The sequence below is a fragment of the Leclercia sp. M-A074-M genome (assembly GCF_965195605.1).
GTDB lineage: Bacteria > Pseudomonadota > Gammaproteobacteria > Enterobacterales > Enterobacteriaceae > Enterobacter.
The window spans coordinates 215,617-241,241 of record NZ_CBDAHM010000008.1 but is presented as its reverse complement, the minus strand read 5'-3'; the positions used below and the strand labels follow the sequence as shown (position 1 = coordinate 241,241).

26 protein-coding genes and 1 pseudogene are annotated in these 25,625 nt (G+C 54.7%); 14 read left to right on the top strand and 13 right to left on the bottom strand.

The features are described 5' to 3' along the window. Positions 1–8: 8 nt before the first annotated feature. A complete protein-coding gene (locus tag ACOKCT_RS17465; protein ID WP_420193706.1) occupies positions 9–347 on the top strand; it encodes a YebY family protein in 339 nt (112 codons plus the stop codon). Positions 348–746: 399 nt separating this feature from the next. Here ACOKCT_RS17465 and ACOKCT_RS17460 read toward each other — a convergent pair whose 3' ends face one another. Then, on the bottom strand, positions 747–1,694 hold the full coding sequence (locus ACOKCT_RS17460) for a VirK/YbjX family protein (RefSeq protein ID WP_236560459.1): 948 nt from the start codon (positions 1,692–1,694) through the stop codon (positions 747–749). 176 nt (positions 1,695–1,870) lie between these two features. Here ACOKCT_RS17460 and pphA point away from each other — a divergent pair, with 176 nt between their 5' ends. Then, positions 1,871–2,515, top strand: coding sequence for a protein-serine/threonine phosphatase (pphA, locus tag ACOKCT_RS17455; RefSeq protein ID WP_263950618.1), 645 nt, complete (start codon positions 1,871–1,873; stop codon positions 2,513–2,515). Here the strand turns inward: pphA and ACOKCT_RS17450 are convergent, their stop codons facing one another. From ACOKCT_RS17450 to yebS, 5 genes are all read right to left on the bottom strand, one after another. Continuing rightward, a complete protein-coding gene (locus ACOKCT_RS17450) occupies positions 2,516–2,707 on the bottom strand; it encodes a YebW family protein (protein ID WP_039030805.1) in 192 nt (63 codons plus the stop codon). It lies immediately after the preceding gene. A gap of 104 nt (positions 2,708–2,811) precedes the next feature. Further along, positions 2,812–3,051, bottom strand: coding sequence for a YebV family protein (locus ACOKCT_RS17445; RefSeq protein WP_263950619.1), 240 nt, complete (start codon positions 3,049–3,051; stop codon positions 2,812–2,814). 103 nt (positions 3,052–3,154) lie between these two features. Then, entirely contained in the window at positions 3,155–4,597 is a 1,443-nt protein-coding gene (gene rsmF, locus ACOKCT_RS17440) for a 16S rRNA (cytosine(1407)-C(5))-methyltransferase RsmF (RefSeq protein ID WP_263950620.1), read from the bottom strand. A 76-nt stretch (positions 4,598–4,673) separates the two neighbouring features. After that, on the bottom strand, positions 4,674–7,307 hold the full coding sequence (locus ACOKCT_RS17435) for a PqiB family protein (protein WP_156654707.1): 2,634 nt from the start codon (positions 7,305–7,307) through the stop codon (positions 4,674–4,676). Continuing rightward, on the bottom strand, positions 7,276–8,559 hold the full coding sequence (yebS, locus tag ACOKCT_RS17430; RefSeq protein WP_103180041.1) for a membrane integrity lipid transport subunit YebS: 1,284 nt from the start codon (positions 8,557–8,559) through the stop codon (positions 7,276–7,278). The genes ACOKCT_RS17435 and yebS overlap by 32 nt, the downstream gene beginning before the upstream one ends. 131 nt (positions 8,560–8,690) lie before the next feature. Here yebS and ACOKCT_RS17425 point away from each other — a divergent pair, with 131 nt between their 5' ends. The 4 genes from ACOKCT_RS17425 to htpX all read left to right on the top strand — a co-directional run bounded on the left by ACOKCT_RS17425 (position 8,691) and on the right by htpX (position 13,114). Further along, positions 8,691–9,188 (top strand): GAF domain-containing protein, encoded by a 498-nt coding sequence (locus ACOKCT_RS17425; RefSeq protein ID WP_103180040.1) that lies wholly within the window; start codon positions 8,691–8,693, stop codon positions 9,186–9,188. 97 nt (positions 9,189–9,285) lie between these two features. Next, positions 9,286–9,969 carry an RNA chaperone ProQ gene (gene proQ / locus ACOKCT_RS17420; protein WP_103180039.1) on the top strand — a complete coding sequence of 228 codons (684 nt, stop codon included), beginning with the start codon at positions 9,286–9,288 and terminating at the stop codon, positions 9,967–9,969. 19 nt (positions 9,970–9,988) lie between these two features. Beyond that, a complete protein-coding gene (gene prc, locus ACOKCT_RS17415) occupies positions 9,989–12,037 on the top strand; it encodes a carboxy terminal-processing peptidase (RefSeq protein WP_103180038.1) in 2,049 nt (682 codons plus the stop codon). 195 nt (positions 12,038–12,232) lie between these two features. Then, the gene (gene htpX / locus ACOKCT_RS17410) at positions 12,233–13,114 is read left to right on the top strand and encodes a protease HtpX (RefSeq protein WP_103180037.1); all 882 of its coding nucleotides are present in this window, start codon (positions 12,233–12,235) and stop codon (positions 13,112–13,114) included. Positions 13,115–13,161: 47 nt separating this feature from the next. Here htpX and ACOKCT_RS17405 read toward each other — a convergent pair whose 3' ends face one another. Continuing rightward, positions 13,162–14,535: an MFS transporter gene (locus ACOKCT_RS17405; RefSeq protein ID WP_103180036.1), complete on the bottom strand. Its 1,374-nt coding sequence runs from the start codon at positions 14,533–14,535 to the stop codon at positions 13,162–13,164. Between the two features lie 178 nt (positions 14,536–14,713). On the opposite strand from ACOKCT_RS17405, the gene kdgR reads away from it, so the two are divergent. Then, positions 14,714–15,505 (top strand): DNA-binding transcriptional regulator KdgR, encoded by a 792-nt coding sequence (gene kdgR / locus ACOKCT_RS17400; protein ID WP_039030796.1) that lies wholly within the window; start codon positions 14,714–14,716, stop codon positions 15,503–15,505. A gap of 55 nt (positions 15,506–15,560) precedes the next feature. Here kdgR and ACOKCT_RS17395 read toward each other — a convergent pair whose 3' ends face one another. Further along, on the bottom strand, positions 15,561–15,800 hold the full coding sequence (locus tag ACOKCT_RS17395) for a YobH family protein (protein WP_103180035.1): 240 nt from the start codon (positions 15,798–15,800) through the stop codon (positions 15,561–15,563). A gap of 158 nt (positions 15,801–15,958) precedes the next feature. Between ACOKCT_RS17395 and mgrB the strand changes: the two genes are divergently transcribed. The 7 genes and pseudogenes from mgrB to rlmA all read left to right on the top strand — a co-directional run bounded on the left by mgrB (position 15,959) and on the right by rlmA (position 21,184). Further along, positions 15,959–16,102, top strand: a complete 144-nt coding sequence (gene mgrB, locus ACOKCT_RS17390; RefSeq protein WP_103180034.1) for a PhoP/PhoQ regulator MgrB — start codon at positions 15,959–15,961, stop codon at positions 16,100–16,102. A 73-nt stretch (positions 16,103–16,175) separates the two neighbouring features. After that, a complete protein-coding gene (locus tag ACOKCT_RS17385; RefSeq protein ID WP_156654706.1) occupies positions 16,176–16,466 on the top strand; it encodes a YebO family protein in 291 nt (96 codons plus the stop codon). Between the two features lie 19 nt (positions 16,467–16,485). After that, the gene (locus ACOKCT_RS17380; RefSeq protein ID WP_420193705.1) at positions 16,486–17,475 is read left to right on the top strand and encodes an MBL fold metallo-hydrolase; all 990 of its coding nucleotides are present in this window, start codon (positions 16,486–16,488) and stop codon (positions 17,473–17,475) included. 525 nt (positions 17,476–18,000) lie between these two features. Then, positions 18,001–18,145 (top strand): annotated as a pseudogene (locus ACOKCT_RS17375) (DUF2627 domain-containing protein). A gap of 12 nt (positions 18,146–18,157) precedes the next feature. Then, on the top strand, positions 18,158–18,367 hold the full coding sequence (gene cspE / locus ACOKCT_RS17370) for a transcription antiterminator/RNA stability regulator CspE (protein ID WP_001062678.1): 210 nt from the start codon (positions 18,158–18,160) through the stop codon (positions 18,365–18,367). Positions 18,368–18,586: 219 nt separating this feature from the next. Continuing rightward, on the top strand, positions 18,587–20,305 hold the full coding sequence (gene ftsI, locus ACOKCT_RS17365) for a peptidoglycan glycosyltransferase FtsI (protein ID WP_159339508.1): 1,719 nt from the start codon (positions 18,587–18,589) through the stop codon (positions 20,303–20,305). A gap of 63 nt (positions 20,306–20,368) precedes the next feature. Then, positions 20,369–21,184, top strand: coding sequence for a 23S rRNA (guanine(745)-N(1))-methyltransferase (gene rlmA / locus ACOKCT_RS17360; protein ID WP_325940950.1), 816 nt, complete (start codon positions 20,369–20,371; stop codon positions 21,182–21,184). Here rlmA and mntP read toward each other — a convergent pair. The 5 genes from mntP to manX form a co-directional block, all read right to left on the bottom strand. Next, the gene (gene mntP / locus ACOKCT_RS17355; RefSeq protein WP_139156373.1) at positions 21,181–21,744 is read right to left on the bottom strand and encodes a manganese efflux pump MntP; all 564 of its coding nucleotides are present in this window, start codon (positions 21,742–21,744) and stop codon (positions 21,181–21,183) included. The two genes, rlmA and mntP, sit on opposite strands and share 4 nt — an antisense overlap. Before the next feature lie 387 nt (positions 21,745–22,131). Then, on the bottom strand, positions 22,132–22,590 hold the full coding sequence (locus ACOKCT_RS17350; protein WP_103180027.1) for a DUF986 family protein: 459 nt from the start codon (positions 22,588–22,590) through the stop codon (positions 22,132–22,134). A 57-nt stretch (positions 22,591–22,647) separates the two neighbouring features. Further along, the gene (locus tag ACOKCT_RS17345; RefSeq protein WP_168192027.1) at positions 22,648–23,499 is read right to left on the bottom strand and encodes a PTS mannose transporter subunit IID; all 852 of its coding nucleotides are present in this window, start codon (positions 23,497–23,499) and stop codon (positions 22,648–22,650) included. Between the two features lie 12 nt (positions 23,500–23,511). After that, positions 23,512–24,309, bottom strand: a complete 798-nt coding sequence (locus ACOKCT_RS17340; protein WP_103180025.1) for a PTS mannose/fructose/sorbose transporter subunit IIC — start codon at positions 24,307–24,309, stop codon at positions 23,512–23,514. Positions 24,310–24,367: 58 nt separating this feature from the next. Then, positions 24,368–25,345, bottom strand: a complete 978-nt coding sequence (gene manX, locus ACOKCT_RS17335) for a PTS mannose transporter subunit IIAB (protein WP_114314650.1) — start codon at positions 25,343–25,345, stop codon at positions 24,368–24,370. Positions 25,346–25,625: the final 280 nt, after the last annotated feature.

Genomic DNA, 25,625 nt, shown 5'->3' with positions numbered 1-25,625 from the left:
GGAATACAATGAAAAAAACAGTACTTTCTTTCTTATTGCTGGCCTGCTCCGGCGCGGCACTGGCAGCTCCGCAGGTGATCACCGTCAGCCGGTTCGAAGTGGGTAAAGACAAATGGGCGTTCAACCGTGAAGAGGTGATGCTGATCTGCCGTCCGGGACACGCGCTCTATGCCATTAACCCCAGCACCCTGGTGCAGTATCCCCTGAACGACGTGGCGCAGCAGCAGGTCGACAGCGGTAAAAGCAACGGCCAGCCCATCTCGGTTATTCAGATTGACGATCCGGCAAACCCGGGGCAAAAGATGAGCCTGGCGCCATTTATCGAGCGCGCGAAGACGCTCTGCTAGCTTCCCGCTTCCAATAAAAAAACCGCAGGCTTCTCTTCGGAAGCATTGCGGTTTTTATGTTTAAGGAGAGACTAACGCTTTTTTTCAGGCCACTTTTGCTGCGGACTGGAAAACCTGGCGTCGTCATCTATTCTTAAAGTGCAAGGCGACTTAGCCTGCATTAATGCCAACTTTTAGCGCACGGCTCTCTCCCAAGAGCCATTTCCCTGGACCGAATACAGGAATCGTATTCGGTCTCTTTTTATCTGTTGAAAGTAAACGCCTTTTCCCGTTGCGGACTTTAACAGATGGGCAACATTCTCTGTTCTTCGTTAAACCATACCACACTACGCCCGGCGGAAGTCCAGTGCTTTTTAGCGGTTTTGTTAAATTTTTAGCTGTTACCGATGAAAGCAGAGATTAGCGGCAAAAACGTGCGCTGATGCCGCATTCAATCTCATCAAGCAGTTGAAAACGGCGGCGGTATTCCGCGCGTTTTTTACTGGCAATGCTGTCGATCGCTTTGCGCTCCATACCTGCTGGCAGGGCCCAGCGAAATGCACCGCACGACTTAGCGCCCAGCGATTGCCAGAATTCGTCATAGCTGGCATGCAGATGACGACCTTTACTCAGACGATAGCGCAGGGCGCGAAAAACATGGCCTTCATCGCTCACACCATAAATGGCGCTGATACCTGACTGCTTCGCCAGATTGAAGATCGCTTCCAGCAGGATCCTTTTTGGAAACAGGCCATAACAGGCGCGGGTGGCATTTTTGATCGTCTCCCGCCCTACGTCCTTACGCGGCCCCTGCAGGCCGCCAATCACCAGCGCACTTTGGCCCTTCTCCTCAACAACGCTGAAGGTCAGGCTCGCCAGCAGGGTGTTATCCCCGGCCCGTAGCCAGAGCGTGGTTTCGCCCTCGCGTTCGGCCTTCACCGCGCTGCTGGCGTAAATCGTATAGTGCGCATCGTCTTTAGTGGCGAACTGCAGCAGCGAAAGTGGAGTCGGGCTGCTAAAGCTCCGCGCAAGGCTGGCGTCCGGCAGCGCATCAAGCCAGGCGTAATGGTGCAGGATGGCGTTAGCCCGCTCACCGGCACGAAATCCGCGAGTGAGATACTGACGCTGGGTTTTTACCGGTAGCGTAGTTTGTGCTTTTAACAACAGCGGAAAATCATCGCGACGGGAGAGCGTCTCCAGCATGCGGGTGGTTGAGGACCAGAATAGCAGGGAGCGCAGGAAAAATTTCAGCCTGTAATCGCGTTTATGCCACAGCGGGCCGGGCATAAACTCGCCCTTCGCCAGGGCGAAAATAACAGAAGAACGGTGCGTTAAAGACAGCTCAGCAGGCAGGATGGTATTAGACACGATGAAGACCTCTTTATATTTCTGCAATTATCTTAAAGGCCATCGGATAATCATTTAAGCGTTGCTAAACCTTTATTTCCGCTTTGTTTAATGTCGATTGAGGTTATTCCTAACCCCAGTTACCGCTCATCTTATTGTCAGCATTCCAGGGGCTATACTGATCATGAGGGGGCGCTATGTATCTCAATCTTGATGGTCACAACTGGCGACACGTCTGGGTGGTAAGCGATCTTCACGGTTGTTATCAAATGCTTATGGCAGATCTGCGGCAGCGGCATTTTAACCCGTATGAGGATTTACTTATTTGCGTTGGCGATTTAATCGATCGCGGACCAGATAGCGTGAAATGCCTGCAGTTAATAAATGAAGCGTGGTTTTATGCCGTGCGGGGCAACCATGAGCAGATGGCGCTGGACGCGCTGCAGAATAATGATTTTGGCCTGTGGATGATGAATGGCGGCAATTGGTTAGCACAATTAAAGGGTGAACAGCAGGCGCAGGCGCTGGCGTTGCTCAGGCGCAGTGAGACCCTGCCGTGGATTATCGAAATTGCCTGCGCCAACGGCGTGAATGTTATTGCTCATGCCAATTACCCGTCCTCCCACTACGTGCGGGACAAGCCGGTCAACAAGCAAAGCGTCCTCTGGGACAGGGCACGCTTGCGGGAACTGATGAGCGGCAACGAGGCGGGGATCGCTGGGGCGGATCACTTCTGGTTCGGGCACACACCGCTCAAAACACGTTATGACTGCCAGAACCTGCACTATATCGACACCGGGGCGGTATTTGGCGGCGCGTTGACCCTGGCGCAGCTACAGTGATTACAGGTCGGAATACTCCTGCGCAGGACGCCAGAAGCCGTCGATGAAGTCTTCAACCGGATAACAGCCGCCGTGACGAATACGCTGATCGTCCATCGAGGCCTCACACTGCGGTTCGGTGCGATACACATCCACCACCAGATCTTCACAGCCTGCGTCCAGATAACAGATAAATAACACCAGTGCGTACATCATGCCCCTCAGCATTTACTACCATATTGATATTGTAGGGGATGATTCAGGGAAGAGGAGATTATGAGAATAAATAACCCGCCTGCGGGCGGGTTCTCTTTGAATCAGGCAAGGCGCATGATCCAGGCATCGGAACTTTGATCGTAATGCTCACGGTAAAGGACTGAGTGTTCGCCATCGAGGATTGCCGGGACGCTGGTGTCTGCATCCCATGCATCGAGCTGCATGCAAAGGTCGGGATCGGACTTGCAGGGGATGATTAACGTTCGTTCGCCCTGCGTATCGCCGCTTAACTCGGCATCATCGATTTCGAATGCGCCAATGCGCACATTGGTTTTCGTCATAATGCTCTCCATGATCACGCTGTGTTCTGGTACGACCAGTATAGTCGCCCACTTTTCAGCCTGGACAATGAAGAGCAAAAGCGCCAGTAAAAAAGTGCTTTTTTTAGCGCGTTTCACCGTTACCGGTAAACAAGCGGCCATCGCGAACCAGCTCGCGCGGATAGCTGTTTTTAAGCCGCGAGCCCACTTTTTTCGCCATGCCTATTGGGAAGCCCTGCCAGGTCACTACCGCATCATCCCCGGACGGGGTTGTTTGTGGCCAGACATCGCGTCCGCGATACCACTCTTCCGCTTCCGCCTGGGTTAAGGCAAAGGTGTTGTGCTGGCCTGCCAGCGCGATCACCGCTTCATGCTGCCAGCGATAGCCTTTGTTGTGCGTCTCCGCCAGGCGCAGGCCAAGACGGGAGAAGCGCACTTTGCCGATCAGCGGCTCAATCTCTGTCGGGAATAACCACACCTCTTTATCTCGCTGCCACAGACGCAGACTGTCGTCCCAGTACAGGCCCGCCTGGTTAGCGGCAGCAGTAATCTGTTGGGCTTCGCGGGTTTTAAGGGGCGTGAACGGGAAGTTTCCGACCTTATATTTGGGAGCGGGCAGCGGTGCAACGGCGGCCTTTTTACGCAGGCGCGCCACGAAAAAGCCTTCGCAGTCGTAAATGTGCGGGAAGACGTGCAGGAAGCCTTCAGGCGTAACGCAGTCCCCGGCGCTGGCGAACAGGTCGTTGAGCGGCAGGAATTCAACGGCATCCGGGTATTGCTCTTTCAGCCACAGACAAACGGCTTCGTTTTCGTCGCGATTAAGGGTGCAGGTGGAGTAGACCAGCGTGCCGCCCGGACGCAGGGCGTGGAAGGCGCTGTCGATAAGCTCGCGCTGGGTGGCGGCGATCTCCAGGTTGCTGGCAACGGACCAGTTTTTCAGCGCATCGGGATCTTTTCGCACCACCCCTTCGCCGGAGCAGGGGGCGTCCAGCAGGATCGCATCGAAAGCTTCCGGCAGGGCGGCGCCAAACACGCGGCCATCGAAATGGGTGAGCGCCACGTTGCTGATCCCGCAGCGGCTGATATTCGCGTGCAGCACCTTAACGCGGCTGGCGGAGAACTCGTTGGCGAGGATCGCGCCCTGGTTGTTCATCCGCGCGGCGATCTGGGTGGTTTTGGAGCCGGGGGCGGCCGCCACGTCCATCACCCGGGCGGGCATATTGCCATCGGCAAACAGCGCAGCAACCGGCAGCATGGAGCTGGCTTCCTGAATATAGAAGAGCCCGCTCAGATGCTCTGCGGTACTGCCCAGCGGCAACGCCTCTTCGTCGTCACGCTCGATCCAGAATCCCTCTTCGCACCACGGCACAGGGGTGAGCTGCCAGCCGTAGGGGGCGACAAGCGTGAGAAAATCCGCCACGCTGATTTTCAGGGTATTGACGCGCAGGCTGCGGCGCAGCGGGCGCTGGCAGGCAGCGATAAACGCATCAAGAGAGAGAGGGTCAGGCAGAGCCTGGCGCATTTGTGCCAGAAATTCTTCTGGCAAATAGACGGAACGTTGAGACACGAGCGCACCACAGGGAGTCAAAGAGGCGCGCAGTGTACCACAAACGCTCCGGTGGGTTGACACCGGAGCGTAGGGGTTATCGTGGCAGGGCCGTTCCCCAGGTGCGCCACTCTTTCGGTTCGCTCTCCTGCAGCAGGAAGTGCTTGCCAGGCTGAGATTTCGGCGCGAGCGGGGTGCCAGGCGGCGTCGCAAAGGCGATACCGCCGCGGATAAACTGATTAAAGGTCCCGGTTTTCACCACCCCGCCGGTCAGGCCGAAGTCGAGCGAGTAGCCGGAGGCCAGCCAGAAGACGGAGTTGTTACGCACCAGGTGCTGATAGCGATCGCTGATACGCAGGGCTACCATCACCCGATCCGAGAGCGTCCCCAGCGACAGGCCGGTGACCGTACCCACTTCCATACCGCGGAACAGCACCGGTGTACCGATATCAAGGGATGCTGCATCCGGGACCTCCACCACAATGCTCAGGCCATCGAGATAGCGTGAATCGGTGATGGTCGCCTCCTGCAGCTCGAAGTCGCGGCGCGATTTACCCTGTCCGGGCTCCACGTTGATATAGGGCTGCAGAATGGTATCGAGATGCTCAACGCCCGCCGCGGAGATCTGCGGGGTGATGACCGAGAAGCGCGTCCCGGTGCGGGCGAAGTTGTCGACATATTCCGGGTAGAGCACCGCCGTGGCCTGCACTTCATTGCGGGCGGTGATCAGCTTCAGGCTCTGGACCTGCCCGATATCGATCCCCAGATAGCGTATCGGCATCCCTTCGGAGAGCTTGCCCGCGTCAAAGGCATGCAGGGTGATCTGACTGCCGACTGCACGCGCTGCGGTCTCAGAAGGATAGAGGATCCGCTTGTCGCCTTTACGCTGGCTGGCGCTGGCCCCGCTCAGGTTGTCGAAGCTGATGGCCCCGCGCAGGGCGCGGGAGAGCGGAGAGGCCTGCACCGTCAGGCCGCTGCCGTTAAGCTGCACTTTGGCCCCGCCCTCAGCCCAGAACACGCTGTTGCTGGTCAACAGCTTGCGGTATTCCGGTTTGATATGCAGTTCGATATCAAAGGCATTGGCGCGCGGGCGCACCAGGATCACTTCACCCACTTCAAATTTACGATACAGCACCACCGAGCCCGCCTGCACATCCGGCAGGGTGTCGGCCACCAGCGTCAGGGTGGTGGTCGGCAGATCGCTCAGGCTGTTTTCCAGGGCTTTATCGAGATTGGCATACAGCGGATAGCTGTCGCGCATGGCGCCTTTCTCACCCGGCAGGATACGGATCCCGCCGCTGATCCACTCGCTGGCGCTGGCCGCCAGGAACTCGACGCCGTCGAGTCCGACTTTCACGTCCACCCGGCTGTTAACCACGAATTTACTGTCGCCATGCACCAGCTCGCGGTACTGCGGATCAATCGCCACCGCAAAGGTGACGCCTTTGCTGGTTAAGTTGCGCTCAAGCACCTGGCCAATCTGCACCCCGTGCAGAATCAGCGGCTGGCCGGCGTCGATGCCGTAGCTTTCCGGTGCGTTGAGGGTCACGGTCAGCACGCCGGGTTTTTGCAGCAGCGCCTTATCGGCCGGGGCGATGACAAACTGGTTAACCGGTTCGCCGCCGCCGGGAATGAGCTCAAACGTACTGCCGGTCAGCAGGCTGCTGACGCTGGGGTTGCTGAGCGTCAGTTTCGGCGTACGTAATTCTATGCGGGTGTTTTTACGCAGCAGATCGACCACGCTGGGGTCAACGGTCATCTCACCGGTTACCAGCCCGCCAGGGTTAAGCGTCATTTTGGTGAGCTGCCCGACCTGTAACCCCTGGTACATCAGCGGGGTGGAATCCTCCTTCAGGCCATCCGCCGAGGGGAGGGTGAGCTTCACAATCACGCCGCGCTGGCTGTGGGCCAGATCTTTATACAGGCCGAAATCATCTTCCTGGGTAGCGGGCTCAGAACCTTCCGGTGAATCGAAGGCGATTGCGCCGTTCACCAGCGCCGCCAGGCTCTCAAGCTTCACTTTGGCCCCGCTCAGGCTCAGGTCGGCATCCACGCCGGAGACGTTCCAGAACCGGCTGCCTTTTTTCACCAGCGAGGTAAAGCGTCGCTCAATCAGCACATCGATAACCACCCCCTGCTTGTTAGGGGTGATGGCGTAGTCATATACGCGGCCAACGGGGATCTTACGGAAATAGACCACCGAGCCGCTGTTTAAGGAGCCCAGATCCGCTGCATGCAGATGGATCATCAGATCGCCATTGTTAAGCCGGTATTTCGGCTGCGTGTCGAGGGCGGTAAAGTGATCCTTTGGCTCACCTTTGCCCGGCATCATGCCGATATAGTTACCCCCGACCAGCGCATCCAGCCCGGAGACGCCCGCCAGCGAGGCTTTGGGCGTAACCAGCCAGAACTGGGTCTCATCGCGCAGGGCATCTTTCATATCGGATTTGATGCTGGCGCGAACCTCAATTTTATTCAGGTTCTTGTCCAGGGAAACATCCTGGACGGTGCCCACCTCAACCCCCTGAAAACGGACGGGCGTTCGGCCTGCAACGATGCCGTCGGCGCTCTGGAAGTCAATGGTGATGGTATTGCCGCGATCTTCGTAGCTGGTCCAGATTAACCAGCCGGCGATCATCAGAGCGATAACCGGCAATAACCAGAATGGCGAAATACGACGTTTTGTTTTAACTCGCGCTTCAGTCGGCGAAGCTGGCGTTTCCTGACTCATGTGCATCCCAAAGTAAGCGGCTATCCAGCCATTCCACTGCAAGAATAGTCAAAATCACCGCAGAGCCGAAATAGAACGCTGCGGGTCCCATAGTAAAAGCAAGGAGCTGATCGCGATTGATCAGCGACATCATCAACGAAATAACAAACAGATCCAGCATTGACCAGCGGCCAATCCAGGTCACGAAACGCAACAACAGTATGCGGGTTCTCAGCCCCTGCTCACATTTGAAATGAATGCTCACGAGCAGAGTAAACATCACCACCACTTTGGTAAAGGGCACCAGAATACTGGCGATAAAGACGATCGCAGCCACGGCGATGTTGCTGTGGGCCAGCGAGACGATGCCCGACATAATGGTATCCTCCTGCCGCGCGCCGTTGACATAAATCACCGAAATCGGCAGCAGGTTAGCCGGGATCAGAAATATCAGCGAGGCGATGAGCGCCGCCCAGCATTTCTGCAGGCTGTTATGCCGCCGCAGGCGCAGGGGAATATGGCAGCGCGGACAGCGGCCCCGCGCGTCGGGCAGGCCGGTATAGTGGCAGCCCAGACAGACCCGCAGTGCCGGATCGTAGCGGGTGGCGGGGCGCTGCGGGTAGAAGCGCTCCCAGAGCTGCTCCACGTTGAGGTGAATCAGGGTCAGGACGCTCAATATCACCAGCGCGATAAAGGCGAACAGGCCAGAGCCCGGCTGCAGATAAGCGTAGTCCTGCACTTTGATTGAGGCCACGACGATCCCTACCAGGTAGATATCCAGCATCACCCACTCTTTGAGCTTCTCAAGCATCAGGAGCACCGGGCGAAGGTTCATACCCAGAATATTGCCGAACCACAGATAGGCTATCGCCGCCACCAGCACCACCGGCGCGCCGACGGTACAGAAGAGCACCATGGAGGCCGTCAGGGGATCGCCCTGGCGGGTCATCTGCCAGATCCCCTGCAACAGATTCGCGTCGATGCGCACGCCCAGCAGGTGCAGCTGAAGCAGGGGCTCGCTCCAGGCGAAGGGCATCAGCAGCATCATGGTCACGGCCATCGCCGCCAGCCGGGTCAGCGACCAGTCGCGGCCATCGCGGATTTTTGCGTTGCAGCGCGGGCAGAAAGCACTTTGGTATGATTTCATCTTTGGCAACGTAAAAAGCGTATCGCATTGCGGGCAACGCTGATAATGTGCACGAGGCAGCGCATCGCCGACCGTGTGCACAGTGATCTTTTTCGTCGGCATTATTTTCGGTGATTTAAGAGCCATCGGTCGCGCTAAAAAGGGATAGTTAATAGTTATCTTAACTCATGAATTGATTCATCTTGAGCATGAACGCAAATAATGCGTATTTTAATAGGCTATGCTGTAATTTTGTAAGACAACCAAGTGATTGAATAATGAACAAAACAGAATTCTACGCGGACTTAAACCGCGATTTCCAGGCATTGATGGCAGGTGAAACCAGTTTCCTGGCCACCCTGGCGAACACCAGCGCGTTACTCTTTGAACGTCTGTCCGATGTGAACTGGGCCGGTTTTTATCTGCTGGAAGGCGACACGCTGGTGCTGGGGCCGTTTCAGGGCAAACTGGCCTGCGTCCGTATCCCGGTTGGGCGCGGGGTTTGCGGTACGGCGGTAGCACAAAACCAGGTGCAGCGCGTGGATGACGTTCATGCGTTCGACGGGCATATCGCCTGCGACAGCGCCAGCAACGCTGAAATCGTGCTGCCACTGACTGTGGAGAATCAGATTATTGGTGTTCTGGACATCGACAGCACGGTCTTCAATCGCTTTACCCCCGAGGACGAACAGGGGCTGCGCGAGGTGGTAGGGAATCTGGAACAGGTTCTCGCCGCGACCGATTATCATAAATTCTTTGCGAGCGTCGCAGGATAATCAACGGATAACGTAGCATTTACGGATGGCGTCATTATAATGACGCCTGTTCATGCCTGCGGCTTGTCGGCAACGTCCGTTGTAATCAGGAAATTTCATGGAAAATCAACCTAAGTTGAATAGCAGTAAAGAAGTTATCGCGTTTTTGGCCGAACGTTTTCCTCAATGTTTTAGTGCCGAGGGCGAAGCTCGTCCCCTGAAAATTGGTATTTTTCAGGATCTGGTAGAGCGTGTTGAAGGTGAGATGAACCTCAGCAAAACCCAACTCCGCTCCGCCTTACGTCTTTATACTTCGAGCTGGCGTTACCTTTACGGTATTAAAGCGGGCGCAACGCGTGTTGACCTCGACGGCAACCCGTGCGGCGTGCTGGACGAGCAGCACGTAGAGCATGCGCGTAAGCAGCTTGAAGAAGCCAAAGCGCGCGTTCAGGCTCAGCGTGCTGAACAGCAGGCGAAAAAACGCGAAGCGGCTGCGGCCAATGGCCAGGAAGAAGCGCCTCGCCGTGAGCGCAAGCCACGTCCTGCACCGCGTCGCAAAGAGAATACCGAGCGTAAGCCTCGTGCTGAGCAACCGGCAAAAGCCCCGCGTGCGCCTCGTGAAGAGCCGCGCCACACTCCGGTTTCTGACATTAACGCCCTGAGCGTCGGTCAGTCTCTGAAGGTAAAAGCGGGTAACAATGCTATGGATGCCACCGTACAGGAAATCACCAAAGATGGCGTTCGTGTACAGCTGACTTCTGGTCTGTCAATGATTGTACGCGCAGAACACTTGTTGTTCTAAAACGGAGGCCAAGCCCGGCATGAACACATTTTTTAAGCTCACCGCGCTGGCTGGCCTGTTTGCGATAACAGGCCACGCTTTCGCTGTGGACGAGATTACGCGTGTCGATCAGATTCCGGTTCTGAAGGAAGAGACTCAGCACGCGACGGTGAGTGAGCGCGTCACGTCGCGCTTCACCCGTTCGCACTATCGTCAGTTCGATCTCGACCAGGCTTTTTCGACAAAAATTTTCGACCGCTATCTGAACCTGCTGGACTACAGCCATAACGTCCTGCTGGCGAGCGATGTCGAACAATTTGCCAAAAAGCAGACCCAGGTCGGGGATGAGTTACGCAGCGGCAAGCTGGACCTGTTCTACGACCTGTATAATCTGTCGCAGAAACGCCGTTTTGAGCGCTATCAATACGCGCTTAAGGTGCTTGAACGTCCAATGGACTTCACGGGTAACGACACCTTTAATCTTGACCGCAGTAAATCGCCGTGGCCAAAAGATGAAGCCGAGCTGAATCAGCTGTGGGACAGCAAAGTTAAGTATGACGAGCTGAGCCTCAAACTCACCGGTAAGGATGAGAAAGAGATCCGCGAAACGCTGACCCGCCGCTACAAATTTGCTATTCGTCGCCTGGCGCAGACCAACAGTGAAGATGTTTTCTCGCTGGCGATGACCGCCTTCGCGCACGAAATCGATCCGCATACCAACTATCTCTCTCCGCGCAACACCGAGCAGTTCAACACCGAGATGAGCCTCTCCCTTGAAGGGATCGGCGCGGTGCTGCAGATGGACGACGATTACACCGTCATTAACTCCATGGTTGCCGGCGGTCCGGCTGCCAAAAGCAAGGCGATAAGCGTAGGCGATCGCATTGTGGGCGTCGGTCAGGTTGGTCAGAGCATGGTCGATGTCATCGGCTGGCGTCTGGATGATGTGGTTGCCCTGATCAAAGGGCCGAAAGGCAGTAAAGTCCGTCTGGAAATTCTGCCAGCGGGCAAGGGCACCAAGACCCGTATCGTTACCCTGACCCGCGAGCGCATCCGTCTGGAAGATCGCGCGGTGAAAATGTCGGTGAAAACCGTGGGTAAAGACAAGGTTGGCGTGCTGGATATTCCTGGTTTCTATGTGGGCCTGACGGACGACGTCAAAGTCCAACTGCAGAAACTGGAAAAACAGAACGTTAAGAGCGTAATTATCGATCTGCGTAGCAACGGCGGCGGCGCCCTGACCGAGGCGGTTTCGCTTTCGGGTCTGTTTATCCCGTCCGGTCCGGTGGTACAGGTTCGCGACAATAACGGTAAAGTGCGTGAAGACGCGGATACCGATGGCGTTGTCTACTACAAAGGGCCGCTGGTGGTGATGGTCGATCGCTTCAGTGCTTCGGCATCAGAGATCTTTGCTGCCGCCATGCAGGATTATGGCCGCGCGCTGATTGTTGGCGAACCGACCTTCGGTAAGGGTACGGTACAGCAGTATCGCTCCCTGAACCGTATTTACGATCAGATGCTGCGTCCGGAATGGCCAGCGCTGGGCTCGGTGCAGTACACCATTCAGAAGTTCTACCGCGTGAATGGCGGCAGTACCCAGCGTAAAGGCGTGACTCCGGATATCATCATGCCGACGGGCAACGAAGAGACCGAAACAGGTGAGAAGTTTGAAGATAACGCGTTGCCGTGGGATAGCGTAAACGCTGCCACCTTCGTGAAGTCGGGCGACATGACTCCGTTTGGTCCGGCGCTGCTGAAGCAGCATGACGATCGCATCGCCAAAGATCCTGAGTTCCAGTACATCATCAAAGATATTGCCCGCTTTAACGCCCTGAAGGCGAAACGCAATATCGTCTCTCTGAACTACGCGCAGCGTCTGAAAGAGAACGAAGAGGATGATGCAACGCGTCTGGCGCGGATCAACGACCGCTTCAAACGCGAAGGAAAGCCAGCCCTCAAAAAACTGGATGACCTGCCGAAGGATTATCAGGAGCCGGATCCCTATCTTGATGAGACGGTAAAAATCGCTATCGATCTGGCGAAACTGGAAAAAGATAAGCCAGCCGGGAATCCCGCTCCGGCTAAATAATCTCCCCTGACAGGCACAAGAAATTGTGCCTGTTTTTTTGTTAACCGCATCCTGCCGTCAGGCATTCCTTTTATTGTGTAAAGTTGTGTCTTTCTGGTGACTTACGCCGCTGCAATCCTTGAAAATATACGGAATACCCATACGATGTGGGTAATCGCATAGTGCGTTTTGTTAAACTGAGGTTAAAAGAATATTATGATGCGAATCGCGCTCTTCCTGCTCACCAACCTGGCGGTCATGGTGGTATTCGGGCTGGTGCTCAGCCTGACAGGAATTCAGTCGAGCAGCGTTCAGGGTTTGTTAATTATGGCGCTGCTGTTTGGTTTTGGTGGCTCCTTTATCTCACTGCTGATGTCCAAGTGGATGGCACTTAAGTCCGTTGGCGGCGAGGTTATTGAGCAACCGCGTAACGATATGGAACAGTGGTTGATGACCACCGTTGCTAACCAGTCCCGTCAGGCGGGTATCGCCATGCCGCAGGTGGCGATCTATCACGCGCCGGATATCAACGCCTTCGCCACCGGCGCGCGTCGCGACGCCTCTCTGGTTGCGGTGAGTACCGGCCTGTTGCAGAACATGAGCCGTGATGAAGCCGAAGCGGTTATCGCCCACGAGATCAGCCACATTGCGAACGGCGATATGGTGACCATGACCCTGATTCAGGGTGTCGTGAACACCTTCGTTATCTTTATCTCGCGTATTATTGCCCAGATTGCCGCAGGCTTTATGGGGGGCGATCGTGAGGAAGGCGAATCAAGTAACGGTAACCCACTGATCTACTTCGCGGTCTCTATGGTGCTGGAGCTGGTATTTGGTATTCTGGCAAGCATCATCACCATGTGGTTCTCCCGTCACCGTGAATTCCATGCGGATGCGGGTTCAGCCAAACTGGTGGGACGCGAGAAGATGATTGCTGCGCTGCAGCGTCTGAAAACCAGCTATGAACCGCAGGAAGCCTCAAGCATGATGGCATTCTGCATCAACGGTAAATCAAAATCCCTGAGCGAGCTGTTTATGTCTCACCCGCCGCTGGATAAGCGTATCGCAGCGCTGCGTAACGGTGAATACCTGAAATAACGGCCTCGGTTTGCTAATAAAAAAGCGCGTCCAAAGACGCGCTTTTTTTATGGCTGTGAATGAGGCTGGGTCACCCGCAACCCGCTGATGATGGCCGCGACGGTGGCCAGCGTGCCGGCGGTCAACAGCGCCAGATGCGTGCCGCTTTGTCCGGCCAGGTTGAACATCAACGCCACCAGTGCCGCGCCGGTACTCTGTCCCAGCAGGCGGGCAGTGCCCAGCATCCCACTGGCGCCGCCGCTGCGGTGGCGAGGCGCTGCCGTAACAATGGTATGGTTATTCGGTGACTGAAACAGGCCAAAGCCCGCCCCGCACAGCACCATCCGCCAGATAATATCCAGATCGTGAGGTGCCGCAGGCAGCAGGGCGAGAGCGAAAAGACCTGTCGCCATCACCACCAGTCCCAGCGCGCCCAGTAACCCCGCATGTACCCGCTCAATCAGATGGCCCGCCAGCGGAGCCATTACCATGGTCGCCAGAGGCCAGGGCGTTAACAGCAGGCCCGTTTCCACTTCCGAGCGGCCAATCACGCTTTGCAGGAAGAAGGGCAGAGAAACCATCGCCAGCATCTGTGCGCAGAAGGAGCAGATAGAGGTGCAGATAGAGAGGGAGAAGAGCGGAATACGCAGCAGATCTACCGGCAGTAACGGCACCGGCAGTGCCAGCTGGCGACGCACGAAGAAGAAGCCTACCACCAGCAGCGCCACGACCTCGCCCGCAATCAGCATCAGCGACTGTCCCTGAGCGAAGCCGCTCAGGGCGGTGATCAGCAGGCCAAAGGTGAGGGCGTTCATCACCGCGCTCGGAAGATCGAATTTTGGCATGCTGCTTTTCGCGCCATTGGCCGGTAAAAAACGCAGGGCGAACAGCAACGCCACGATCCCAAGTGGAACGTTAATTAAAAATAGCCACTGCCAGGACGCGACCGAGAGGATCGCTGCGGCGATAGTTGGGCCCGCCGCAGACGACACGGCAACAATAAAGGAGTTGATCCCCATCCCCCGGCCCAGATGTCGCTGAGGATAGATAAGACGGATCAACGCGGTATTCACACTCATCAGCGCCGCACCGCCGAACCCCTGCATGATACGCGCCAGCGTCAGCATGTGCAGCGTATCTGAAAGGGCGCAGAAAAGGGAGGTCAGCGTAAATACCGCCAGCCCGCACTGATAAACCCGGCGGTAGCCAAACATATCCCCGAGAAACGAGAACGAGAGCAGCGAGATAACAATGGCTATCTGGTAGGCGTTAACAATCCAGATTGAGCTGGCCGGGGAGGCATTCAGGTCGCTGGCAATGGTTGGCAGGGCGACATTGGCGATAGCGCCATCCAGTACAGCCATTGAAATACCGATAATAATGGTTGCAATGGCACCATAACGTTGCGGCAGCGGCAGGCCGTCTTTGGGGAGAGTCGTCATGAAAATTAATTAGCATTGGAGGTTATTATTAACAGGGTAAGGATATTATCACTGTTATTTCTGTTGTGTGTCGCAGATTTGTAACCAGGTAAGCCAGGATTGATTGCAGCAAAGCCGGAGCGAATTTATAATAAAAACCGGTTCTGAATTTTATAAAACACTTGCGTTGAGGTGATTAATGGCAATCGCGGATTTGGATAAACAGCCAGATTCTGTTTCATCCGTGTTAAAGGTGTTCGGCATCCTGCAGGCGCTTGGTGAAGAGCGCGAAATCGGTATTACTGAGCTGTCCCAGCGTGTAATGATGTCAAAAAGCACCGTTTATCGCTTTTTACAGACCATGAAATCACTGGGTTATGTTGCTCAGGAGGGCGAGTCCGAAAAGTACTCCCTGACCCTGAAGTTATTTGAACTGGGCGCTCGTGCGCTGCAGAACGTCGATCTGATCCGCAGCGCGGATATTCAGATGCGCGAACTCTCCCGTCTGACGAAAGAGACGGTGCACCTGGGGGCGCTGGATGAAGACAGTATCGTCTATATCCATAAAATTGATTCCATGTATAACCTGCGTATGTACTCACGCATTGGCCGCCGCAACCCGCTCTACAGTACCGCTATCGGTAAAGTTCTGCTGGCATGGCGCGACCGTGATGAAGTGAAGCAGATCCTCGAGAACGTGGAGTACAAACGCAGCACTGAGCGCACCATTACCACCACCGAAGAGCTGTTGCAGGTGCTGGATAAAGTCCGTGAACAAGGTTATGGCGAAGATAACCAGGAGCAGGAAGAAGGCTTGCGCTGCATCGGCGTTCCGGTATTTGACCGTTTCGGTGTGGTCATTGCCGGCCTGAGTATCTCCTTCCCGACGCTGCGTTTCTCTGAAGAGCATCTGCACGAGTATGTTGAAATGCTGCACACAGCGGCGCGTAAGATTTCTGAACAGATGGGTTACAACGACTATCCGTTCTGATTGAAAGCGCGATAAAAAAACGCGGCCTTATGGCGGCGTTTTTTTATGCAAGGGATCAGCCGTTATCGATCACTGTCTCGCTCTTTCGCAGGAGCGGGCAGCGAGAGAGGCCGATAATACCGCTGTCTGAATGAATATACTGCGCCGTGCTGACGCCGCGCGCGGTGAGATACTGGCACTGGATCCCGAGCCCGCCCGCATTCTCTTTACTGCCGATCAAGACACCGTAGCCTGCGAGCAGTATACCCGTCCAGACCAGTGCTATAACAATCAATGTGCGAATAAAAAAGCGCATCATTACCTCATTTTTTGAATAACTGCCGCTTAGCGTAATCGATACACTTACTTTAACAAGTCTATGATTCCGAAAGCATCGCCTTCGCGTTACAGTTAGGCATGGTTTAAGTTGCGCATGATAACCTGGCATCAGGCAGTTACGGTACGGAGAGTGGAGTGAAGAAAATACGCTGGGTTATTCTGGTCTTAGTGTTAGTGGCCTGTGTTTTACTTTGGACGCAGACCATCAATGTGATGTGCGACCAGGATGTACAGTTCTTTAGCGGTATTTGTTCTATCAATAAGTTTATCCCCTGGTAGTTGTCATTTTTATCGCAAGTGATTTCCTTCCTTAACGCGAGTGGTAAAATAGGCGCTTTTATGGGGGAGTGAAATGGGTGAGTTAGTAAATTCCGGGATGTTCAGCGTGGCATCTCTGGCGATCTCGATCGTACTGCTGGTTGCGGGTCTGGTGCTGTGGTTTTTTGTCAATCGCGCGAGCTCCCGTACCAACGAGCAGATCGAACTGCTGGAGAAGTTAGTCGACCTGCAGAAACGACAGAATGTCCTGCTGCGTCGCCTGTGCGAAGCCAATGAGCCGGAAGAGAAAGAGGTACCAAAAGCGCCAGAAGAGACGGCTAAGAGCCAGGACGATGACTTTATTCGTCTGGTAGCCGAACGCTAATCGGTCAGGGGAGGTATGTATGGCCTGGCGTAATCCCTGGTATAATCCCTCCCTTGCACACCATACCCCGCAGGGTTTCCGCAATCCGGATGCCCCTGTTCGTCAACCCGGCGATGTTGAACGCTGGCGCAAGGCGCGAAAAGCCGCCGGGTTGCCAAAACCCCCTTCAGAAGGCTATGACGCCTTTATCCGCCAGTGGTGGCAACCCGTTACGCTCAACACCCTGGAAGAAGATGGTATCTGGTGGCTGGGCCACGCCAGCCTGCTGCTACGCCTGAACGGAAAATATATCCTTACCGATCCGGTCTTTTCCCGGCGCGCCTCGCCGGTGCTGTTTGCCGGACCGATACGAAAAACGCCTCCGGTGATGAGTGTCGCGGCGCTTCCAGTCCTTGATGCCGTTGTTATTTCCCATAACCATTTCGATCACCTGGACTCGGCCACGGTGCGCCAGCTTGTGCATCGTTTTCCGCAGCTGACCTTTTTTGTGCCTTTAGGTCTTGGGGCGTGGTGCCGCCGCCGCGGGGCGAAACAGGTTATTGAACTGGACTGGTGGCAAAGCTATGTTTTCGAAGGGCTGGTGTTTACCGCCGTGCCGGCACAGCACTGGAGCATGCGTAGCCTCTGGGATCGCGATCGCTCGTTATGGTGTGGCTGGGTCTTTGAGAGCGAGCAGCAGCGCTTCTGGTTTAGCGGCGATACCGGTTATACCCCGGAACTGTTAACCATTCCGGAGCGACTGGGAAAAGTGGATGCCGCCGCTATACCTGTCGGAGCCTATGCACCACGTTGGTTCATGTCGATTCATCATATGGATCCGCAGGCGGCGGTGAAGCTCTGGCAACAGCTGGGCATGCCGCTGGCGATCCCGATCCACTGGGGTGTCTTTGAACTGGCGGATGAATCACTGGATGAGCCTGTCAGAGAGCTCGCGCAGGCACTGGCAGAGTTATCCCCGCGCAGCGATAACTTTCATCCGCTGCGCATTGGTCAATATTTATCCTTGTAAACGAATACTTGTTCAATTAGCGAATATTTTTTATTAAATCGACGGTTATCATATTTTATTTTAATCGAAACGTTTTGATTGCCTTTTTTTGAGGCAGGTTCATAAAAATATCATTATTTTGGTGCATAGCGGATTACCGGTTTAGGTGTATATAACTTAAACAAGCGAACCGATATACAATGTTTTTTTCCTGAAACAATCCCTTGTCGTTACGATCAATTCAGCATAACTTTTCACGAAAAGTTCTAAATGAAATAGCGACCACAGAAATTCTGGCGCGCTTGCTGGACGATATGAAGTTATTGAGCTAATGTAAAAAAGTCTTTGATAACAGCGCTTATCCTGACAGCGACTGGGCAGGCAACATTTTGGTCTGGTATACACTGAACGTGCATTACTGTGCAGATTGTGGCAAGTCAGTCTCGGAATTTGTGCGGCTGATCGAGACACCTTTAAAAATGGCTTGCCATTATTTAAGTTGTATGTGATAACACGGTTTGGGTCAAACGAGGTACAGTTCTGTTTATGTGTGGCATTTTCAGTAAAGAAGTCCTGAGTAAACACGTTGTCGTTGAATACCGCTTCTCTGCCGAACCTTATATTAGTGCCTCATGCAGTAATGTCTCAGTTTTATCTCAGTTAATGCCCACGGGCTAAGAAAACATTCTAAGGAATTTTGCAAATGGCAAAGATCAAAGGTCAAGTTAAGTGGTTCAACGAGTCTAAAGGTTTTGGTTTCATTACTCCTGCTGACGGCAGCAAAGATGTATTCGTACATTTCTCTGCAATCCAGGGTAACGGCTTCAAAACTCTGGCTGAAGGCCAGAACGTTGAGTTCGAAATTCAGGACGGCCAGAAAGGTCCGGCTGCTGTTAACGTAACCGCTATCTGATCGAACCCCTGCCTGATCTGAAGCGTCACGACGTTTCAGTTGCAGAGATATAAAGCCTCGCCTGTGCGGGGCTTTTTAATGGATATTTTTCAAAGTGTTACCACATGCGTCGCTGTTAGCAGTTTGTTTCAAAGCTGCGAGAGTATTAGCATTGTTTTCACCCTCGCGGCTCAAATTTGCCGTTAAATCAGGGCGTTGTTACTCAGCCCTGGAGCCCTGGTGAAAAAGAAACCCGTCAATCCCGCAGCAAACTTCACCCCGTTACGTTTTGCTCTCCTCTGTCTGGTGATTTTAGGCAGCCTTCTCTTTCTTCTTGGTCGTGTCGCCTGGTTGCAGATCGTTAAACCCGATCCGCTGGTTAAGCAGGAGGATATGCGCTCCCTGCGCGAGGTCGCCATCAATGCCCCCAGAGGGATGATTATGGACAGGGAGGGGAGACCGCTGGCCGTGAGTGTGCCGGTGCGGGCCGTGTGGGCGGATCCGAAAACGGTGCTGGCAAAAGGGGGAGTGGGTTTTGACACGCGTTGGCAGGCATTAGCCAGTGCGCTGCATCTGTCGCTCCCCACGCTTGCGGCGCGCATCAACAGCAATCCATATGGCCGTTTTATCTATCTGGCCCGCCAGGTGGATCCGGCTCAGGCCCAGTGGATCGCTAAACTCCGGCTGCCTGGTATCAGCCTGCGTGATGAGTCGCGCCGTTTTTACCCGGCCGGACACGTGGCAGCTAACCTGATCGGCTTTACCAATATCGACGGTCAGGGCATCGAAGGGATCGAGAAAAGTTTTAATGCCCAGCTCACCGGCAAACCCGGTCTGCGCCGCGTGCGTGAGGATCGCTACGGACGCGTGATCGAAAATATTACCGAAGTACCGCCCGTTCCGGCGCACAACATCCAGTTAAGCATTGATGAACGGCTGCAGACGATTACGGAAGATGCGCTGGACAATGCTGTCGCCTGGAATAAAGCGGAGTCGGGGGCAGCGGTGCTGATCAACATCCAGACTGGGGAGATCCTGGCGATGGCCAACTACCCGGATTTCAATCCCAATAACCGCGAGGGTGCCACGCTGAACGATTTTCGTAATCGTGCCATCAGCGACACCTTTGAACCCGGCTCTACCGTTAAGCCGCTGGTGCTAATGACAGCCCTGCAGCAGGGGCTGGTGCAGCCAGACAGCGTGATCGACACCCATCCTTATACCCTGGCCGGACACCGTATCCGCGACGTCGGTTACTACCCGGAGCTGACGCTGACCGGCATTCTGCAAAAATCGAGCGACACGGGTGTGTCGCGCCTGTCGCTGGCGATGCCGATCCAGCGGCTGCTGGATACCTACCACGGGTTTGGTTTTGGTCGTTCCACCGGTCTCGGATTGACGGGGGAGAGCAGCGGCCTGCTGCCGGAGCGTAAATTCTGGAGCCAGCTCGATCGCGCCACCTTTGCCTTCGGCTACGGCCTGATGGTCACGCCGTTGCAGCTCGCCCACGTCTACGCCACCATCGGCAGCTATGGCCTGGAGCGTCCACTCTCTATCACCCGCATCGATCCGCCGGTTATCGGTACCCAGGTGATGCCCGCGTCGATTGTGAAGGAGGTGGAACATATGATGGAAAGCGTGGCGCTGCCGGGTGGGGGCGGCATCAAAGCCGCGGTGCGCGACTACCGGGTGGCGGTGAAAACCGGCACCGCGAAGAAAATCGACGATGGCGGTAATTATGTCGACAAATATGTGGCCTATACTGCCGGCGTCGCGCCCGCCAGCCGCCCTGTATTTGCCCTGGCGGTGGTGATTAACGATCCGCAAAACGGCGCCTATTACGGCGGGGCGGTTTCGGCACCGGTTTTCAGCCAGATTATGGGCGACGTGCTGCGCATCGAAAACATCAAGCCGGATGGACTCCCGGCCGATTCCAGCCACCTCATCGTAATGCGTTAAGGCCGTTTTATAGCAGGGCGATTAGCGGTACACTTTCGCCCTTTATGATTGCCCGGAGTTCCCATGACATTCTGCTGTCCTCTTTGCCACGCGCCGCTCGCCCATACGGATAAAAGTTACGCCTGCCCACAGGGGCATCGGTTCGATATGGCGAAAGAGGGCTATGTCAATCTGCTGCCGGTCCAGCACAAGCGATCGCGCGATCCGGGCGACAGTGCAGAGATGATGCAGGCGCGCAGGGCCTTTCTCGATGCCGGACACTATCAGCCCCTGCGTGACGCGGTAGCCGGTAAGCTGGCGGCCTTGCTGCCGGATGGCGCGACCTCGCTGCTTGATATTGGCTGTGGCGAAGGCTATTACACATCGGCCTTTGCCCAAACCGCGCAAGAAAAGGGCGCGGCCACCTTTGGTCTGGATGTCTCAAAATCTGCCATCCGCGCGGCGGCCAAACGCTATTCAGAGGTGACGTTCTGTGTGGCCTCCAGCCATCGTCTGCCTTTTGAAGAGAACAGTATGGATGCGGTAGTCCGCATCTACGCCCCCTGCAAAGGCGAGGAGCTGGCGCGGGTGGTAAAAGAGGGCGGCTGGGTGATCACCGTGACGCCAGGACCGCGTCACCTGATGGAGCTGAAAGGGCTGATTTACAATGAAGTTCTGCTGCATGCGCCGCATTCGGAGCAGCTGGAGGGTTTTGCCCTGAAAGAGGCGCTGTCGCTGGCCTATAACATGTCACTGACTGGAAAAGAGGCGGTAGCGCTTTTGCAGATGACCCCTTTTGCATGGCGGGCAAAGCCGGAGGTGTGGGAGGCGCTGGCAAAACAGACGCATTTCAGCTGCCAGACCGATTTTAGTATCCACTGTTGGCAGCGAGTCAGTTAACCGGCGAAGTGGCTCCACATAATTTGTGCGCCAATGCCAATCAAGACGATACCGCCGAGGATCTCGGCGCGTTTCCCTAACAGCGGGCCAATAAAACGGCCAATCATCATGCCCAGGGTAGACATAATAAAGGTCGCGCAGCCAATCGCCAGCGCGGTGGCAATGATGTTGACCTGCAGGAAAGCCAGGCCGACGCCGACCGCCATCGCATCCAGACTGGTAGCTATAGCGGTTGTCACCAGCAGCCAGAAGCCGTGACGCTGAATCGGCTCATCGTCCTCGACATCATTCCGAATGCCTTCGATAACCATACGTCCGCCGAGGAAGGTCAGAAGTATAAAGGCGATCCAGTGGTTCCACTCCAGCACGAACTGGCTGGCGAGCATCCCCAGCCCCCAGCCAATCAGCGGGGTTAGAGTTTCGATAGCACCAAAGATAAGACCGGTACGCAGGGCTTCAGAGAACTTAGGTTTATGCAGCGTGGCGCCTTTGCCCATGGAAGCGGCGAATGCATCCATCGACATGCCAAAGGCCAGGAGAAGTGTTGCAGAGAGGTTCATCAGCGCGTCCAGACCGGGGATATCCATATGACACATCACTGCCCCCAGTAAACAGCAGTCGATGCGTCTATGGTCTCGCCTGATCCTTCTGCTGTGCAGAAAAATCCGTACGTGCCACGTTTTGCAACGAGTATGTTGACACGTACATTTCCGTTAAACCGGAAATCGGCTACTCCCCAACGACGGGCGCAACCTTAACATATTTTGAGAATATAAAACAACTACAGGGGAGTATTATTCAGATTAGTTTTTGATAACGATTTTCATTTAGAAATTGATGTGAAGATAACGTTAATAATAGCCCGTAAATGTCGCGTAATAATATAGCTTTGGCTATATAACACTGTGAAAAACATAGCGAAATATAGCCAGTGCTATTTTTGTATCTTATTGAGTCTTAACCAATAATTTGTATATCTTCTCCAGATCGTCAATATTTCTTACCCGGATAAGCAAACGTCGCTGCTCTAATTGCATCACCAGCACGCCGTCTTCTGATAAATTCATCTCTTTAATGCGGTTATATTCTATCCAGACATTGGCGAAAAAGAATCCAGTGGATTTGAAGATTATTTTCGGCGCCCGGATCCAGAACAGGTAAAACCCCATTAATGCCAGGGCAGATAATAACCATGTGGTCAGTAATGCCCCCTGGCTCATCACGTTGTTATAGATAAGGATCAGCAGCAGACCGGTAAAGATGATGGCATCAACGCGACCGCGGCGCAGAAGGGGGATTGAGAGCAACGTCGCGCCGTTGCGGCGGGGCATGATCAATTCGTCGTAGAGGGCATACGCCAGAAGGGCAACAATAAAGACAACCAGTACGATGTCCGTGACCGTCATTCATCCTCCGGATAAAAAAACGGGGGCGTTCATGCCCCCGGTGTATTCACAAAAAAATTACAGACCCAGCAGACCGATAGCGTAACCGACGATACCGATAACGAAGAAGCCGACGATGATCCACAGCGCATTGACCTTTTTACGCAGCAGCCACATACAGGCGAAGGTCAGCAGCAGCGGTACCAGGCCCGGCATCAGCTGGTCAAGAATGGTTTGCACGGTGGTCACACGGGTCTGACCATCCTGACCGGTGATGGTTGACACCACCAGCGGGATGTTAACGTGCGTCCACTTGTTAACCAGCGCCCCCATGACAAACAGGCCGAGGATTGACGCCCCCTCAGTCAGTTTCTGCAGGAAGCCGCCGCCCATATCCTGGACGATATCCACGCCCTTACGGTAGCCATAGGCCACGCCGTAGTAGCGGGTTGCCAGACGTACCACGTTAAACAGGATAAAGAAGAGCAGAGGACCCAGCAGGCTGCCGCTCATGGCGATACCCGCACCGAGCGCGGCGAAGACCGGACGCACGGTACCCCAGAAGATCGGGTCACCTACGCCCGCCAGCGGCCCCATCAGACCCACTTTGATACCGTTGATGGCACCATCGTCAATCTCTGCGCCGTTAGCACGCTGCTCTTCCATCGCCAGCGTTACGCCCAGAACCGGCGCTGCAACGTAAGGATGGGTGTTGAAGAATTCCAGGTGACGTTTAATCGCCTGACGACGCGCTTCGTTGTTCTCGGGATACAGACGTTTGATTGCCGGTACCATAGAGAAGCAGAAGCCCAGCGCCTGCATACGTTCGAAGTTCCATGAACCCTGGAACAGGTTTGAACGGATAAACACGCCACGAATATCACCCGAAGTCAGTTTTTTCTGAGGGGTAGTTTTAGTCATATCAACCATTTCGCTCACCTGCTAGTCCAGTTCGTTATCGAGATCGTTATTACCAGCAACCTGTGCACTACCGGCTACGCGGTTATATTTCGGGCTGAGCTGGATGTAGAGGATAGCCATTACCGCACCAATCACACCCAGTGCCACCAGGTTGAAGTTGGTGAAGGCCGCGGTAACGAAGCCGAGATAGAAGAACGGCATCAGGTAGCCTGCGCGCATCATGTTGATGACCATCGCATAACCGACGACCACGATCATGCCGCCTGCAATGTTCAGACCGCTGGTGACCACTTCAGGAATGGCGTTCAGCATACCCTGGACTTCGCTGGTACCGACGGAGATTGCCACGATAACCGCCGGGATAGCGATACGCATGGCCTGCAGGAACAGGGACGAGACATGGATCCACGACAGCGCCGTCAGGTTGCCATTCTCCGCCGCCTTATCTGCCGCATGCTGGAATGCAACGGTGATAGTACGCACGATGATGGTCAGAACCTGGCCTGCTGCAGCCAGTGGGATAGCCAGCGCGATACCGGCACCGATATTTTGATGGCCGGCGATGACCAGCACGGTAGAGATGATGGAGGCGAGAGCCGCATCCGGCGCAACGGCCGCACCGATGTTCATCCAGCCCAGGGCGATCATTTCCAGGGTACCACCGATGATGATACCGGTTTTCATATCGCCGAGAACGGCGCCGATTAACGTACAGGCGACCAGCGGACGGTGAAACTGAAATTCATCTAGTACGGATTCCATACCCGCTATACACGCGACGATGAACACCAGCACAATCTGAAGAGTGGTAATCTCCATTGTACTTCTCCTATAGCTTTAACAGACTTAAGTGTGAAATTTGTCAACCAGCGCCGGCTTATTTCGCCACTTTGCTGATCAGATCCATCATTTTCAGTTTCGGGTCGGTAGAGACTTTACGGACTTCAAGCTCGATCCCGCGATCGTTAAGTTTCCTGAACGCTTCGATATCTTTTTCGTCCACCGACACCGCATTGTTCACCTGCGTTTTGCCCTGACGGTAAGCCATACCACCGATGTTCACGGAGGTGATTTTTACCCCTTCCTCAACAATACGTTCGACATCTGTTGGGTTGGTAAACAGCAGCATCACACGCTCACCCGCATATTTCGGGTTGTTGTAAACGCGGATCATCTTGGCGACATCCACCACGTGCGCGGTTACGCCCGGCGGGGCCACCTGGGTAAGGAGAGTTTTACGAACCGTATCAGCGGCGACTTCATCGCTGACCACAATGATGCGCTGGACGTTGGTCTCTTTGGTCCAGCGGGTAGCCACCTGGCCGTGAATCAGACGGTCGTCGATACGCGCCAGGCCAATCTGCATGTAATCGTTCGGGCCCATCGGCTTAAGCGGGGCGGCGGCTTTCGGGGCAGCAGCCGGGGCAGGGGCCGCCGCCGGAGCGACGTTTTCTGTAGGTTTCGCTTTCAGCGCTTTCACGCCTTCACGACCGGTTTCGACAGCCAGGGCAACCAGCTCGTCAAAGCTTGGGTTGTCATCGCGGGCCATCAGCGTTTCGACCAACATGGGGATGTTAACCCCGGCAACAACCTCATGCTGCTCTTTATCAACCACAATGCGGCTTGCCGCGTTAAACGGACTGCCGCCCCAGGTATCAACAAGGAACAGCACGCCGCTACTGGTATCCAGATTTGCCAGTTGAGCGGTATATTTTTCTATCAGCGTCTCAGCATTTTCACCGGGAACGAAATCGATCCAACCGACGTTTTCCTGTTCGCCTAAAAGCATTTCTGCGGTTTTAAGTAACTGCTCTGCAGCCCAACCATGTGTGCCTATAACAATAGCAATAGTCACTTGCTACCTCCTTTTATTATCGTTAATGCCCCCGGGTGAGAGGAGCATTAGAGATCATCTTCGAAAGAACGAATCGATTCAGATAAGGGTTAGAGTTCAATTAACTAAGACTTACGCGATTTATTTTAGACATCGAAAAAATAATTTATGTGATGAAGATCCGTAATTTAGCCTAAGCCAATGAGATATTTCTGTGATCAAAAAAAGCACGGAAACATCTGTTTGCAAAGGAAAGTAAATCTTTGCCAAAGAGCTCAGGTCTCTGATATGTTTACCATCC

Bases quoted from the DNA above. Each gene is read 5' to 3' on its own strand.
- ACOKCT_RS17465 (WP_420193706.1), top strand. From the start codon at position 9: ATGAAAAAAACAGTACTTTCTTTCTTATTGCTGGCCTGCTCCGGCGCG.
- pphA (WP_263950618.1), top strand. From the start codon at position 1,871: ATGTATCTCAATCTTGATGGTCACAACTGGCGACACGTCTGGGTGGTA.
- ACOKCT_RS17450 (WP_039030805.1), bottom strand. From the start codon at position 2,707: ATGTACGCACTGGTGTTATTTATCTGTTATCTGGACGCAGGCTGTGAA.
- ACOKCT_RS17445 (WP_263950619.1), bottom strand. From the start codon at position 3,051: ATGACGAAAACCAATGTGCGCATTGGCGCATTCGAAATCGATGATGCC.
- ACOKCT_RS17435 (WP_156654707.1), bottom strand. From the start codon at position 7,307: ATGAGTCAGGAAACGCCAGCTTCGCCGACTGAAGCGCGAGTTAAAACA.
- yebS (WP_103180041.1), bottom strand. From the start codon at position 8,559: ATGGCTCTTAAATCACCGAAAATAATGCCGACGAAAAAGATCACTGTG.
- ACOKCT_RS17425 (WP_103180040.1), top strand. From the start codon at position 8,691: ATGAACAAAACAGAATTCTACGCGGACTTAAACCGCGATTTCCAGGCA.
- proQ (WP_103180039.1), top strand. From the start codon at position 9,286: ATGGAAAATCAACCTAAGTTGAATAGCAGTAAAGAAGTTATCGCGTTT.
- prc (WP_103180038.1), top strand. From the start codon at position 9,989: ATGAACACATTTTTTAAGCTCACCGCGCTGGCTGGCCTGTTTGCGATA.
- htpX (WP_103180037.1), top strand. From the start codon at position 12,233: ATGATGCGAATCGCGCTCTTCCTGCTCACCAACCTGGCGGTCATGGTG.
- ACOKCT_RS17405 (WP_103180036.1), bottom strand. From the start codon at position 14,535: ATGACGACTCTCCCCAAAGACGGCCTGCCGCTGCCGCAACGTTATGGT.
- kdgR (WP_039030796.1), top strand. From the start codon at position 14,714: ATGGCAATCGCGGATTTGGATAAACAGCCAGATTCTGTTTCATCCGTG.
- ACOKCT_RS17395 (WP_103180035.1), bottom strand. From the start codon at position 15,800: ATGCGCTTTTTTATTCGCACATTGATTGTTATAGCACTGGTCTGGACG.
- ACOKCT_RS17385 (WP_156654706.1), top strand. From the start codon at position 16,176: ATGGGTGAGTTAGTAAATTCCGGGATGTTCAGCGTGGCATCTCTGGCG.
- ACOKCT_RS17380 (WP_420193705.1), top strand. From the start codon at position 16,486: ATGGCCTGGCGTAATCCCTGGTATAATCCCTCCCTTGCACACCATACC.
- cspE (WP_001062678.1), top strand. From the start codon at position 18,158: ATGGCAAAGATCAAAGGTCAAGTTAAGTGGTTCAACGAGTCTAAAGGT.
- rlmA (WP_325940950.1), top strand. From the start codon at position 20,369: ATGACATTCTGCTGTCCTCTTTGCCACGCGCCGCTCGCCCATACGGAT.
- mntP (WP_139156373.1), bottom strand. From the start codon at position 21,744: ATGAACCTCTCTGCAACACTTCTCCTGGCCTTTGGCATGTCGATGGAT.
- ACOKCT_RS17350 (WP_103180027.1), bottom strand. From the start codon at position 22,590: ATGACGGTCACGGACATCGTACTGGTTGTCTTTATTGTTGCCCTTCTG.
- ACOKCT_RS17345 (WP_168192027.1), bottom strand. From the start codon at position 23,499: ATGGTTGATATGACTAAAACTACCCCTCAGAAAAAACTGACTTCGGGT.
- ACOKCT_RS17340 (WP_103180025.1), bottom strand. From the start codon at position 24,309: ATGGAGATTACCACTCTTCAGATTGTGCTGGTGTTCATCGTCGCGTGT.